Origin of the sequence: Polymorphospora sp. A560, assembly GCF_045781765.1 — a bacterium.
In the GTDB taxonomy this organism is placed as follows: Bacteria; Actinomycetota; Actinomycetes; order Mycobacteriales; family Micromonosporaceae; genus Polymorphospora; species Polymorphospora lycopeni.
On sequence record NZ_CP122282.1, the window covers coordinates 6,657,174 to 6,670,589 of the forward strand.

General features: G+C 72.1%; 10 protein-coding genes. 5 read left to right on the forward strand and 5 right to left on the reverse strand.

Going from position 1 to position 13,416, the window contains the following annotated elements:
* Positions 1 to 7 precede the first annotated feature (7 nt).
* From QCD66_RS30070 to QCD66_RS30080, 3 genes are all read left to right on the forward strand, one after another.
* Complete coding sequence (locus QCD66_RS30070) at positions 8 to 1,933, forward strand: hypothetical protein (protein WP_375734645.1); 1,926 nt, start codon at positions 8 to 10, stop codon at positions 1,931 to 1,933.
* A 325-nt stretch (positions 1,934 to 2,258) separates the two neighbouring features.
* Positions 2,259 to 3,335, forward strand: coding sequence for an AI-2E family transporter (locus QCD66_RS30075; protein ID WP_375734654.1), 1,077 nt, complete (start codon positions 2,259 to 2,261; stop codon positions 3,333 to 3,335).
* A 228-nt stretch (positions 3,336 to 3,563) separates the two neighbouring features.
* Entirely contained in the window at positions 3,564 to 4,940 is a 1,377-nt protein-coding gene (locus QCD66_RS30080) for a right-handed parallel beta-helix repeat-containing protein (RefSeq protein WP_375734646.1), read from the forward strand.
* A gap of 668 nt (positions 4,941 to 5,608) precedes the next feature.
* Here the strand turns inward: QCD66_RS30080 and QCD66_RS30085 are convergent.
* The 5 genes from QCD66_RS30085 to QCD66_RS30105 are packed head-to-tail and all read right to left on the reverse strand — an operon-like array spanning position 5,609 to position 10,922.
* Positions 5,609 to 6,874 carry a Coenzyme F420 hydrogenase/dehydrogenase, beta subunit C-terminal domain gene (locus QCD66_RS30085; protein WP_375734647.1) on the reverse strand — a complete coding sequence of 422 codons (1,266 nt, stop codon included), beginning with the start codon at positions 6,872 to 6,874 and terminating at the stop codon, positions 5,609 to 5,611.
* Positions 6,874 to 8,190, reverse strand: coding sequence for a polysaccharide pyruvyl transferase family protein (locus QCD66_RS30090; RefSeq protein WP_364208483.1), 1,317 nt, complete (start codon positions 8,188 to 8,190; stop codon positions 6,874 to 6,876). Before QCD66_RS30090 ends, QCD66_RS30085 begins: the two co-directional genes overlap by 1 nt.
* 22 nt (positions 8,191 to 8,212) lie before the next feature.
* Positions 8,213 to 8,851, reverse strand: a complete 639-nt coding sequence (locus QCD66_RS30095; protein WP_364208486.1) for a PIG-L family deacetylase — start codon at positions 8,849 to 8,851, stop codon at positions 8,213 to 8,215.
* On the reverse strand, positions 8,851 to 9,693 hold the full coding sequence (locus tag QCD66_RS30100) for a glucose-1-phosphate cytidylyltransferase (RefSeq protein ID WP_357532841.1): 843 nt from the start codon (positions 9,691 to 9,693) through the stop codon (positions 8,851 to 8,853). The genes QCD66_RS30095 and QCD66_RS30100 overlap by 1 nt, the downstream gene beginning before the upstream one ends.
* Positions 9,693 to 10,922, reverse strand: coding sequence for a methyltransferase domain-containing protein (locus QCD66_RS30105; RefSeq protein WP_375734648.1), 1,230 nt, complete (start codon positions 10,920 to 10,922; stop codon positions 9,693 to 9,695). The genes QCD66_RS30100 and QCD66_RS30105 overlap by 1 nt, the downstream gene beginning before the upstream one ends.
* A gap of 269 nt (positions 10,923 to 11,191) precedes the next feature.
* On the opposite strand from QCD66_RS30105, the gene QCD66_RS30110 reads away from it, so the two are divergent.
* Complete coding sequence (locus tag QCD66_RS30110; RefSeq protein WP_407566878.1) at positions 11,192 to 12,232, forward strand: NAD-dependent epimerase/dehydratase family protein; 1,041 nt, start codon at positions 11,192 to 11,194, stop codon at positions 12,230 to 12,232.
* Positions 12,229 to 13,404, forward strand: a complete 1,176-nt coding sequence (locus tag QCD66_RS30115; protein WP_375734650.1) for a methyltransferase domain-containing protein — start codon at positions 12,229 to 12,231, stop codon at positions 13,402 to 13,404. Before QCD66_RS30110 ends, QCD66_RS30115 begins: the two co-directional genes overlap by 4 nt.
* Positions 13,405 to 13,416: the final 12 nt, after the last annotated feature.

The window sequence follows — 13,416 nt, forward strand, 5'->3', positions numbered from 1 at the left end:
TGGGTGCATGGCGCACGGCGGAGAACTGTTCAACCTTGGCGGAGATGTGACTACGGAGCCGAGCTTCGAATCGGCCCTGCGGGGCTACGACAAACGGCAGGTCGATCGATACGTAGTCCGCGCGGAGAACGAGATCACCACCCTCGCCGCCGAACGTGAACAGGCGTATACCCAGATCCACACCCTGGCCGGGCAGGTCGAACAGCTACAGCGTGACCTGGCCACGGTCCGTAATCAGGTCGGTGTGGTCGACAAGGTGTCGTTCCGGCACCTCGGCCCGCTCGTCGAGCAGATCATGACCCTCGCCGAGCAGCAGGCCGAGCAGATCCAGGTCGACGCCGCCCAGGAGATCGAGGGGCGTCGGGCCGAGGCCGAACAGGTGCTCAACGACGCCCGTACCCAGGCGGCCGACGCGATCCGCGACTTCGAGCTCGCCCTCGCCGCCCGGCGGGAGGAGGAAGAGCGGACCGACGAGGCCCGCCGCCTGGAGATCGAGGCGTCGATCGCGGCCGCCCGCGAGGAGGCGGTCCGGCTCACCACCGCCAACGAGGAGGCCCGCGCCAAGACCGAGCGCGAGGCCCGCGAGGCGGCCGAGGAGACCGCGCGCTACGTCGCGCAGCAGCGCGGTGAGATCGACACGTACGTGGCGCAGCAGCGGGCCGAACTCGAGGCGCACGTCGAGCGCACCCGGGCGGAGACCCACCAGTACGTCGAGCGCACCCGCGCCGAGACCGACGCGTACGTCCAGCAGGTCCGCACCCAGACCCAGCAGGAGCTGGGCATCTGGCGGGCCAGCGTGGAGCAGGAGATCGCCCAGCGGCAGGCCGTCGGCGACCAGGAGCTGGCTGCCCGGCGGGCCACCGCCGAGCAGGAACTCACGCAGTGGCGGACGGCCACCGAGCAGGAGATCGCGGCGATGCGGGCCGACGCCGAACGGCACGTCGCGCAGCTGCACCGGCAGGCCGACGAGCACGTGGCCAACGCGCGGCGACAGGCGGAGGAATACGCCACCGCCGTCCGCCGGGAGGCCGACGAGCAGGCCACCCTCGTCCGTCGCCAGTCCGAGGAGCACGCCGCGACCGCGCAGCAGCACCTGGCCACGACGCAGCAACTGCTCGCCACGACCCAGCACGAGGCGGCCGTCGCCCGACAGCACCTCGCCGACGTGTCGATGGAGGTGGCGCAGGCCCAGCAGGCGCTCGCCGACATGCGCTCCGCGACGGTGAAGACCCGCCAGGAGTCCGACCAGATGCAGCGCCGGCTGGCCGAGGTGCAGCAGCAGTTGACGGTCGAGCAGGAGCGCCTGCTCGACGCGCAGCGCTCGGCGGGCAAGGCCGAACGCGGCACCGTCGAGGCACAGGCCGAACTCGACCTGGCCCAGGCCCCGAGCGACGGTTCCGCCATCTCGGACCAGACCGTCCTGCTCAAGACGCTGGCGGCCGCCGACGGCACCGAGGCGAACGCCAACGGTGCCCGGCCCGACGGGGCGACGAGCGACGCCGGGGGCCGGGCCGACACCGCTCCGGCCGACGAGGTGACCGACGCCGAGGCGACCCAGGTCATCACGACCGCGAAGAGCCGGGCCAAGACCGACGACACGGCCACCGACCGGGCGATCGCGCAGACCGCGGCCGAGGACAACGCGGCGGCGGACCGCGCCGAGGCCGAGAAGGCGACGGGCGACCGGGCGAAGAGCAACGGGACGCCCAACGGCAGCCGGCCCACGGCCGAACCGACCGCCAACGGCGCGGGGACGCCGGCCGGCGAGGTCGAGGGGGCGGACGACACCGCCCCGCCGGCCACGGAGTCCGACGCCGAGGACACCCAGGTCATCACGGCCACCGTCGCGAGCGGCGGCGACCAGGCCAAGCCGGCGACGAAGGCGGCGGGGAGCACCGACGGCAGGTCGCGGAAGGTGGCGGCCGACAAGTAGCGCCTTGCTGGCCCAGGCCGGCCCGGCCGGTTAGTCTGCGGACCGGGGTGCCCGAAGTGTCCGACCAGCCGGTCGGCCGGGGCGCCCCGGTTCGGGCTTTCGGCATCCTGCCGGGGCGAGACGTCGGGAGGTCCCGGTGCCGGACGACAACCCGGGGCAGACGCCGCCGTCCACACCCGGCGAACCCGCCGGTCCGGCCGACGCCGGTGCCCGCGGGCCGGCCGCCGACAGCGGCCGGCCCGGCGACGCCGCCCGGTCCGCCGACGCCGGCCGCTCCGCCGAGACCGGCCAGTCGGCCGACGCCGCCCGGTCCGCCGAGGCCCGGGTGGCGGATGCCCTGGCGAGCGGGATCGAGAGCCGGTTCGGCAAGCCCGGCCCGCCGCTGCGCCGCAACGCGTTCCTCATCGGGTTCACCGGTGGCCTCGGCCTCATGCTGGCGTACGCGGCGTTCCTCGCCCTGCGCAACGCGGCATCCATGCTGGTCCTGGTCTTCATCGCGCTGTTCCTGGCCATCGGCCTCAACCCCGCGGTCGTACGGCTGCGCAGGTGGGGACTGCCGCACGGGCTCGCGGTGACCGTGGTCGGACTGACCGTCGTACTGCTGCTCTGCGGCGGGGTCTTCGCCCTCGTGCCACCGGTCGTCACCCAGTCCAGCCAGTTCATCGAGCAGCTGCCGTCCTATGTGGAGCAGTTGCGGCGCAACGACACCGTCAACGAACTCGTCGAGCGCTACGACGTGATCGAGAAGGTCCAGGCCGCCGCGAACGCCGACACCATCGGCCGGGCCCTCGGCGGCGTCTTCGGCGGCGCCCGGTTCATCTTCGGCACCGCGTTCAACGTGCTGACCGTGCTGGTGCTGACCATCTACTTCATGGCCACCTTCGAGCGGCTGAAGCGGTTGGCGTACGCGCTGGTGCCGGCCTCCCGGCGGGAGCGGGTGCAACTCATCGGCGACGAGATCCTGACCAAGGTCGGGGCCTACCTGGTGGGTGCCCTGTCGATCGCGGTTCTCGCCGGCGTCAGCGCGTACGTCTTCGCCACCATCGTCGGTCTGGCGTACCCGTTCGCGCTGGCCGTCGTGGTCGCGGTCTGCGACCTGATCCCGCAGATCGGCGCCACCCTCGGCGCGGTCATCGTCAGCCTGGTCGGCTTCGCCATGTCGCTGCCGGTCGGCATCACCTGCGTCGTCTTCTTCGTCGTCTACCAGCAGATCGAGAACTACCTCATCTATCCGAAGGTGATGCGCCGGTCGGTGAAGGTCAGCGACGTGGCCGCCATCGTCGCCGCCCTGCTCGGTGTCGCCCTCGTCGGCGTCATCGGTGCGCTGATCGCGATTCCGGCGGTCGCCGCGGTGCAACTCGTCCTGCGTGAAGTCGTCCTGCCCCGGCAGGAGTCCCGCTGATTTTGGCCCATAGTTCAACCGCCGCGGGGTTGTGAGCCGTCGTCGCGGACTTGTATGGTTCAGCGGGTTTGGGCAGCACAGCGTCCGTCGGGAGGCCCGGCGGCAGACCCGCCCGACCGCTCGACTGGTCGGCGCCGGGCGACCCGGTGCCACGGCAGCCCGGCGGAGCCCCGGCCCGCCCACCGAGCCACACGTCGAGCGGCGCCGATCGCGACCTCAGGGAGAATCGTGACCCACACCGCCGCGATGCCCGTCGAGGTCAGGCAGCCGCCCCCGGGCCGACGGCCACGCCGGCACCGCGCCAAACGGCCGCCGTTGCTCGTCGTCATCGGACTGTGCGTGGCCGTCGTGGCCGCGGCCGGCTACACGGCCTGGACCTTCCTCGCTCCCGAAGACCGCGGCGCACCGCTCGTCATCACCGAGCCGGGCAAGCTGGTCGCCGACCAGACCATCGAACGGCCGATCGAGGTCGCCGCCGACAACGTCACCATCCGCGCCGTCGTGCTGAACGCGGGTGGTTCGGCCGCCCTGCGGATCCGCGACGGCGTGCGGGGCACCGTGATCGAGGACACCGAGATCCGGTGCACCACCCGGGACACCGACGGCATCGTCCCCGGTGGCTACACGGCGCTGCGGGTCAGCACCTACGGCTGCCGGGAGCCGTACGCCCAGACGCCGGAGGCACCCGCGGTCATCGCCGACTCCCGGCACGACGGCCAGCCGTACGGGGCCGAGGCCGCACCGCCCACCGCCGGCCCGACCCCGAGTGGCCCCGGCGGCGCGGGATTCCTCGGCGCCGCCCCGAGCGCCTCCCCTTCCCCGTCGGCCAGCCGGTCCGCCGGCTCCGGCGCGGTCACGCTGCCGTCGTCGTGGCCGAACGAGCGCAACACCGGCGTGCCCGCCGGCACCCGGCTCACCAACTCCGGCTCGCTGGAACTGAAGAAGGACGGGCAGGTCGTCTCCGGCCTGAACATCAACGGCTGCGTCGACGTACGCGCCAAGAACGTCACCATCCGCAAGTCCAAAATCAACTGCGACCGCAGCACGTACTCGATCCGCACCTACGACACGACCGTCAACCTCGTCGTCGAGGACGTCGAGATCAACGGCGGCGGCCAGAACTCGGCCGCGGTCTGCTGCGGCAACTACACCCTGCGCCGGGTCAACATCCACAACGTGATCGACGGCCCCCGGCTCGGCTCCCGGGTGACCATCGTCGACTCCTGGATCCACGACCTGGCCCGGGCCAGCGGCTCGCACAACGATGCGTTGCAGACCACCGGCGCCAGCAACATCGTCGTCCGGCACAACCGCCTGGACACCTACCGGGCGAGCACCGGCGACCCGTTCAACGCCTGCCTTATGGTCGGCTCTACGACGGGGCCGCAGGTCAGCAACCTGACCTTCGAGGACAACTACTGCAACGGCGGCAACTACTCGATCAACATCCGCGACGACACGAACGCGTCCAACGTGGTGTTCCGCCGCAACGTCTTCGGCCGCGACTTCCGCTACGGCGTGGTCGCCCGGCACAACCATCCGGGCGTCACCTGGGAGTCCAGCAACGTCTACCTGGACAACAAGCAGCCGGTCGTCACCGACTGACCACGCCCGCGCCCGGTGACCGGCGCCCGGGCCAACGGTGGGGGGCCGCCGGCCCAGGCCGCGGTTCGAACCGACGCCCGGGCCGGCGGTTCGGGCCGGCGGTTCGGGCCGGCGGTTCGGGCCGGCGGTTCGGCGACGGTGCGGCCACGGTCGGCGGCCGGCTCGTACTCAGGGGCCGGCCGTGGTCGGGACGTGACGTGACGTGACGGTCAAGGTCGCGCTTCCCGCCGCCTGCACGGGGCGCAGCATTCCGGCCCGGCGGGACGGCCGGTGATACCCGGCGCGCTCGGTCCCTCGTTCGCGCCGCCACCCGTCGGGACCCGGCGGGCACATCACTGTTCGGCTCCACAGCGAATTCGGCGTATCCACAGCGAATTCGCTGTGGCCAGTGAAAGCAGTACCCGACACCGCCGAGCCCGGTGGTCAGCCGCGCCCCGGTCAGGTCCGAGCCGTCGTTCTCCGCAGGCCGACCCCGTCGACCTTGGACAAATCACGCGACAATCCAGACAGAAGACCCACGACGAGCCCTTGATCGGCCCAGTGGGGGAACCCCGCGCCCCACGGCCCGCGCCCCACGGCCACGGCCCGCGACCCACTGCCCGCAGCCCGCGACCCGCCGGCCACGGGCGGGCGGGGCGGACGGGGCTGTGGGTGCGGGTACGGGGCGGTCAGTCCATGGGGGTGAGGGTGGCGCGGGTGCGCAACTGCTTGCGGCGGACGCGGCGCAGCGTGCCGACCGTCGACTGCAACTTTTCCTTCGTCGACAGGTTGTGCCGCCACATGGTCGCCATCGGCAGGTGCTTCAGGCGTGGGGTCATCAGACCCGCCGCCCGCAACGTCACCAGGCGGCCCCAGACGGCTCCCCGGGCCCGCAGCAGGTTCGGCTGCGAGGCGGGCAGGATGCGCGGCTCGACCGGCTCCAGGACGAGGGCACCGGCGGCGATGGCGGCCTCGACGAGACGTACGCCCCGCTCGGTGCGGGCCAGGACCAGTGAGCGACCCGGGTCTCCGTCGGTCGGGCGGTACCAGGGGTCACCGACGGCGACGTCGGCGAACTCGCCGGTGTGGTCGGCACACAGGTAGCAGCGCCACTGCCGGTGCTTCTGCAGGATGTCGCCCCACGACTGCTCGTAGGTGAGCTTGCGCTCCTGCCCCGGCGGGTCGTCGACCAGGCGGGTCCGGGCGTGCCCGGGCCAACCGTTGCCCCGGTAGTGCACCGACTCGATCTGCCCGGGGTCGTCCACGCCGAGCGCCTTGAGCATCTCCAGGGTGCCCTGCGTCGTCGGGGTGCCCGCGCAGAAGACCGCGATGGTCAGCCCGACCTTGGCGTCCAGGGCCGGCCGGACCTGCCGGGCCATCCGTACGGCGGCGACGTCGCAGGGCTTGCCGATGAAGACGCTCGGCGCGGGGGCCGACTCGATCAGGTCGAGCCGGTCGCAGGGGCTGGCCGGGGCGTACCGGGAGCCGGCGTTGGCGAGCAGGTCGTCGCGGCCCAGGGAGTATTTGGTCTCGTTGAGGTAGGGCACGTCCTTGCGGGCGCCGATGTGCAGCGCGCCGGCCATGCCCTGCCGCTCGATGCAGAAGGCGGCCAGCGCGGTCGCCACTCCCCCGCTGGAGCCGGCGAACCTGATCTGCGGGTCGGCGGCGTACCCCTCCCAGATGGCCCGGACCGGCCCCCATGCCGCGCGCAGTTCGGCGATCTCGCCGGGCGCGGCCCGCTCGGTGTCGTGCTCCAGCCGTACGCCGGGGCAGCAGGCGACCGCGGCGGCGGCACCGGCGCCGTCGCGGGCGACCGGGGTGATCGGCAGCGGGCGGCGGCCGTACTCGAGCACGTCGACCATGCGTACCTCGTCGGGCGCGAGGTAGGCGCAGACACCGCAGCCGGTGCAGAGCTTGTGGTCGGCGACGTCGTGGACGGTCTGCGGCTGGGGCATCAACGGGCTCCGGCGGTGCTGCGGTTGGCGTGTTCGGTGCGGGCCAGGGCGACGATCTCGTCCATCTGCTCACCGGCGCGGCGGATCGCGACCGGGGTGCGTTCGGCGAGTTCGGCGGCTGTCTCGGCCCGGCTCGTCCAGGATCGCCACAGGGCGTCGAGCAGGTCGTCGTCGCCGAGTTCGCGGGCGTCGGCGACGTGGCGCTGCTGACCGACGCTGGCGAAGACGCCGCGGGCCTTGAGGCTGTAGGCGAGGATCGCCGCTGGTACGGCCGACGACAGCGCGGCGATGGTCGCGTGCATCCGCATGCCGCAGAACCAGGTGGTCTGCCGGATGACCCACTTCGCCTGGTGCGGGTCGAGGCCGGGCGGCGTGATCATCACCCGGTCGCCGTGCCGGGCGCTGAGGGCGGCGTGCAGGCGCTCGCTGGCGGCGGTGTCGTCGTCGGTGCCGCCGGGGGTCCGCACGTGCGGCACGATGACGATCCGGGCGTCCGACTCGTCGAGGAGGCGTTCGCAGAGGCGCTGGGCGACCAGTCCGCTGTCGGCGGCGAGCCCGAACTGGGCGGCGCCCTCGGCGCGCACCATCAGCCCGCTGACGTTGATGCCGACGACCGGCCCGGGTACGGCCGCGAACCAGGTCGCCAACTGCTCGTGGGCCGGCTCGTCGGGTTCGCGGGGTTCGAGGCCGAACGCCACGTCGACGCCCTCGCGGTGGCGGGCCGGGTCGAGGTCGGCGCCGAGCAGCTCGCCGAGCGCGGCGTAGCTCTCCGGGTCGCGGGCCCAGGCCATCGCCGCCCCGCGGACGAGGCTGACCGCCTCGGCGCGGACCCGGGTCGACTTGAACGGCCCGTACGTCTGCGGCAGGAAGACCAGCGGGCGCCGGCGCAGCAGGGTGAGCCGCTTGGGCCAGGCGACGGTCCGGAAGCGGTGCTCGCCGTAGATGTCGCTGAAGCTGTCGCCGCCGCTGACGTCGAGCACCACGTCCGCGGCGTCGATCTTGGCGATGCCGCTGTTGCCGAGCCCGCCGAGGGCGGCACTGACCCGCATGTTGAGGTAGGACTCGGGCCGGTGGTAGCGGCGCGAGTGCCGGGCGCCGGCCAGGCCGATCGGCACCGGCCGCCCTCCGACGTACGCCCGCCCGGTCCGCTGCCCCCAGCCGTCGTCGAAGACGGTGACCTCCGCGGCCGGTTCCCGGGTCAGCAGCCCGCCCAGGGTGGCGGCGCGCAGCGCGCCGACGCCGAGGTTGAGATGTGATCCGGGTACACCGAACAGGCAGGCCGACAGCGGGCTCCCACCGTCGATTCGCTCGCTCATCCCGCCGCCACGCTCCGCTCGCTCACAGCTCGATCACCGCTTTCTCGCACCGGAACGCCTCGGCGTACCGGGATCTGCATTCGATGCCGCGCAGTCGGGCCAGTCCGAGGAAGACCTCGTCGTCCCACCAGTCCCGGTCCTTCTGCGACGGGAAACTGGAGTGCAGCAGTTCAACCTTGCGGCGGGCCCGCTCTTCGCTGAGCGGCAGGTAAAAGTTACGCCGTCCGAGGTCGCCGTCCCACTTCGGGATCTCGTAGTGCAGCACCGGCGCGGCCCGGAACGACGTCGTCACGAGTTCGGCCAGCGTGCGGTGGTCCTGGTGGGCGTCGTCGGTGCCGGGGGCGACGACGAGGTCGGCGCCGAACGTCCGCGCGGTCTCGTCGACGATCCGTTTCGCGTCGCCCCACCGGGCGGGTACCCGGCCGTCCGGCAGGTCGTGCAGCGCGAAGCTCAGCTCGGCACCGGCCAGGAAGGCGGTGGCCGCCGCCCGCGCCTCGGCCTGGCGGTCGGGGCTGCCGGTGAGCAGTACGTAGTGCACCCGCAACCGCGGATTGGCGGCGGCGAGGCCGAGCAGCAGCCCGCCGGCGCCGATCTCGATGTCGTCGGGGTGTGCGCCCAGCAGCACCACCCGGCGTATCCCGGTCAGGCGCAGGCCCGGCATCAACGGCTCAACGCGGGGGCGCCGGGCGACGAGAGCAGGGCGCTGGCGGCACCGCCGCCGTTGCGGTTGCCGTCCCAGAGCATCCAAGGGCAGCGGCCGGCGTGGTAGAGCTCCTCGAGTTCGGCCCGGTCCTTGAACGTGTCGGCGGCCCGCCAGAACCCGGTGAACCGCTGGGCGAGCAGCCGGCGCTCGGGCAGCAGCCGCTCGAACGCGTGCGGCACCATGTCCTCGCCCTCGCGCAGCGCGGAGAAGATCTCCGGGCGCAGGACGAAGTAGCCGCCGTTCTCCCACTGCATCAGCTCGCGGATCGGCCGTACCCGGGTGACCTGGTCGTCGTCGGTGATGTCGATGACGTGGTGGGTCGACTGCACCGGTACGGCGAGCAGGCTGGCGGTGGCCGTCGAGGCCCGGAACCGCTCGATCATCTCCGGTAGCGGCGCGTCGGTGAGGGTGTCGGCGTAGTTGGCGAGGAACATCGGCTCGTTCTCGACGTGCTTGCGGACCCGCATCAGCCGCTCGCCGATGGTGGAGTTGAGCCCGGTGTCGATGAACGTGATGTTCCAGTCGGTGATGTCGGAGGAGAAGAGCCGTACGTCGCGACCGCCGCGGGCCAGCGTGAAGTCGTTGGAGAGGGTCTCGTCGTAGTGCAGGAAGTAGTCCTTGACGGCGGCGGCGCCGTAGCCGAGGCAGAGCACGAAGTCGGTGTGGCCGAAGTGCGCGTAGTAGCGCATGACGTGCCAGAGCAGCGGCCGGTCGCCGATCATCGCCATCGGCTTGGGCGCCGACGCGGCACCCTCCCGCATCCGCATGCCGAGGCCACCACAGAACAGGACGACCTTCATCACACCACCTCGAGGGCCGGGATCGGGAAGACCAGCCGGCCGCCCCATTCCCGTACGTACGAGAGTTGCTGGGAGATCTCGGTGCGCAGGTTCCAGGGCAGCACGAGCACGTAGTCGGGCCGGTCCTGTGCGATGCGCTCCGGCGCGTTGATCGGGATGTGTGTGCCCGGCAGGAACAGGCCCTGCTTGTAGGTGCTCCGGTCGACGGTGTATTCGAGCAGGTCGGACCGGATGCCGCAGTGGTTGAGCAGGGTGTTGCCCTTGCCCGGGGCCCCGTAGCCGACCACCCGCTTGCCCTCGGCACGGGCGTTGAGCAGGAACTCGACGAGATCGCGCTTGATGTCGAAGACCGCCTCGGCGAAACCGCGGTGCCCGTCGACGGTGTGCAGCCCCGCCTCGGCCTCGGCCTCCAGCACCGACTTGACGTTGCTGGACGGTTCACCGGCCGCCGCCGCGTGCCGGGCGTGCACCCGCAGCGACCCGCCGTGTGTCGACAGTTCCTCGACGTCGACGGCGACCAGGTCGGCGGTGGCCAGCGCCCGCTGCGCGGTGAGCAGCGAGAGGTACTGGTAGTGCTCGTGGTAGATGGTGTCGTACTGGCGGCGCTCGATGAGCCGCAGCAGGTGCGGGAACTCCAGGGTGATCAGCCCGTCCGGCTTGACCAGGGCGGCCAGCCCGGCGGTGAAGCCGACCAGGTCGGGCACGTGGGCGTAGACGTTGTTGCCGGCCACCAGGTCGGCGCGGCCGTACTCGGCGGCGAGCGCGGCGCCGGTCTCCGCCCCCAGGAAGTGCACCCGGGTCCGTACGCCCTTGGCGTTGGCGACCTCGGCGATGTTGGCGGCCGGCTCGACGCCGAGCACCGGTACGCCCCGGGCGACGAAGTGCTGGAGGAGGTAGCCGTCGTTGCTGGCGACCTCGGTCACCAGGCTGTCCGGGCCGAGGCCGAGCGTGTCGGCCATCGTGTCGGCGTAGCGCTTGGCGTGTGCCACCCACGAGTCGGAGAAGGACGAGAAGTAGGCGTAGTCGGAGAAGATGTCCTCCCCGGGCACGTATGCCGGGAGCTGGACGAGCAGGCAGCTCGGGCAGATCCGGACGTGCAGCGGGTAGAAGGTCTCCGCGGAGTCGAGCCGTTCGGCCGGCAGGTAGCTCTCGCAGAGGGGCGACATGCCCAGGTCGACGAAGGTCTCGGTCAGCGCCGTGGCGCACAGCCGACATTCGGCAACGGTCATTGAGCTTCCCCCACGCGTATGCGGATGTCGGTCGAGGCGTTCCGTGGTGTGGGCGCACCCGACGCTGCCGTCGGGTCCGGGCCCAGGGGCACCGCCGGCTCCCGGGCGCGGGACGCCGGCGCGCCGTCCCCGACGCGCGTCTGGCAAACGCTAGCCAGAGCGCCTCCCACCAGGGCACTTGAGTAAGAAGTCTGACACTCTTCGGCCCGGTCACCGCACCCCTCATAGACTCGGCCTCCCACACCCGAAGACACTGCGGGGGCTTTGCCATGCGCGTTCTCGTGACCGGTCACCACGGCTACATCGGCAGTGTGCTGACGCCGATGCTCACCGCCGCCGGCCACGAGGTCGCCGGGCTCGACATCGACCTGTTCGCCGACTGCCTGATCGGTCCCGCCCCGGCGGAGGTGCCGGCCGTACGGGTGGATCTGCGCGACGTCACGGCGGAACACCTGGCCGGTTTCGACGCGGTGCTGCACCTGGCGGCGCTGTGCAACGACCCGATCGGCAACCTCAACCCCGAGTTGACGTACGACATCAACCACCGGGCCACGGTGCGGCTGGCCGAAGCGGCGAAGGCCGCGGGGGTGACGCGCTTCCTGTTCTCCTCGTCGTGCAGCCTCTACGGCGCCGGCCTGGACGACCGGCCGCTGGACGAGAACGCCGGCTTCGCCCCGGTGACGCCGTACGGCGAGTCGAAGATCCTGTCCGAGCAGGGGCTGGCCGGCCTCGCCGACGACGACTTCTCCCCGGTGTCGCTGCGCAACGCGACCGCGTACGGCTTCTCGCCCCGGCTGCGCGGCGACCTGGTCGTCAACGACCTGGCCGCGCACGCGCTGCTGACCGGCGAGGTACGCCTGCTCTCCGACGGGTCGGCGTGGCGGCCGCTGGTGCACATCGAGGACATCTCGGCGGCGTTCCTGGCGCTGCTGGAGGCGCCCCGCGAGGTGGTGCACGGCAAGGCGTACAACATCGGGCAGACCAGTGAGAACTACCTGATCCGGGACGTCGCCGAGGTGGTGGCCGAGGTGGTCCCGGGCTCGACCGTGACGTTCGCCGGCGGGGCGTCGGCCGACGCCCGCAACTACCGGGTGAGCTGCGACCTGGTCGCCGCCGAGGTGCCCGGTTTCCAGCCGGGCTGGACGGTCCGCAAGGGCGTCGAGGAACTGGTCGAGGCCTACCGGCGGCACGGGCTGACGATCGAGGACTTCCGCGGCGAGCGGCACCAGCGGCTGCGCCGGATCCAGTCGCTGCAGGGTGCCGGTCGGCTCGACGGCGAACTGCGCTGGACCGCCGGCGGCACGGCATGACCGGGACGGCCTGTCACGCCTGCGGGGCCGCCGAACTGGTCCCGTTCGCCGACCTGGGGACAATCCCGGTCTTCTGCGGGGTGCACTGGGCCAGCCGCGACGAGGCGCTGGCGTCGCCGCTCGGCGAGATGCGGCTGGCCTACTGCCCGTCCTGCGCGTACGTGCGCAACGTGGCGTTCGACCCGGCCGCACTGGTCTACGACACCACGATGGACACCAACCTGCACCACTCACCGGCGTTCCAGACGTTCTCCGCCGAACTGGTCCGGCATCTCGCCGACCGCTACCCGCTCAAGGGCGCGACCGTGCTCGACGTCGGCTGCGGGCAGGGCGAGTTCCTGCGTGAGCTGTGCCACGTCTCCGGCGCCCGCGGGCACGGCTACGACGCGATGTACGCCGGCCCGGTCGGCGAGGACCCGTCGGGCGCGGTGTTCCACTCGACCCACGCCCCGCTCGACGACTCGACTCCGGCGTTCGACTTCGTCACCTCGCGGCACTGGTTCGAGCACCTCGACGACCCGTACGGCTTCCTGGTCCGGCTCCGCGAACTCGCCGGCGACCGCACCGTCCACGGCTACATCGAGGTTCCCGACGCCTGCTACGACCTGGCCACCGCCGGCTGGGAGGTGATCTACCCGCACGTGTCGTACTTCGACGCGTACGCGCTGCGGTCGATCGTCGAGCGGGCCGGCTGGCGGGTCGAGGCGACCGGGCCGCTGTTCTCCGGGATGTTCCGGTTCGTGGAGTTCTCCGTGAACGCCGACGGGCCGCCCCGGTCCGACGCGCCGCTGCCCGACACCGCCGACCGGGACCGGCAACTCACGTCCATCGCCGGCTTCGCCGACCGCCACCACGCCGAGCGCGACCACTGGCGCACCACCATCGACCGACTGATCGCCGAGGGTGACCGGCCGGTGCTGTGGGGTGCCGGCTCCCGCGGCGTACAGTTCCTGCACCTCGCCGACCCCGACCACCGGCTCGCCGCCGTCGTCGACGTCAACCCGCGCAAGTGGGGGCGCTACCTGCCGGTCACCGGGCACGAGGTCACCGATCCGGCGACGCTCGCGGAACTGGGCACCGGGTCAGTGATCATTACGAATCCGGCATACCGTAAGGAGATCACCGCCACCTTGCGCCAGCTCGGCGTGACCGCCCAACTGCTGGTCGCCTGAGACCGGAGGAAG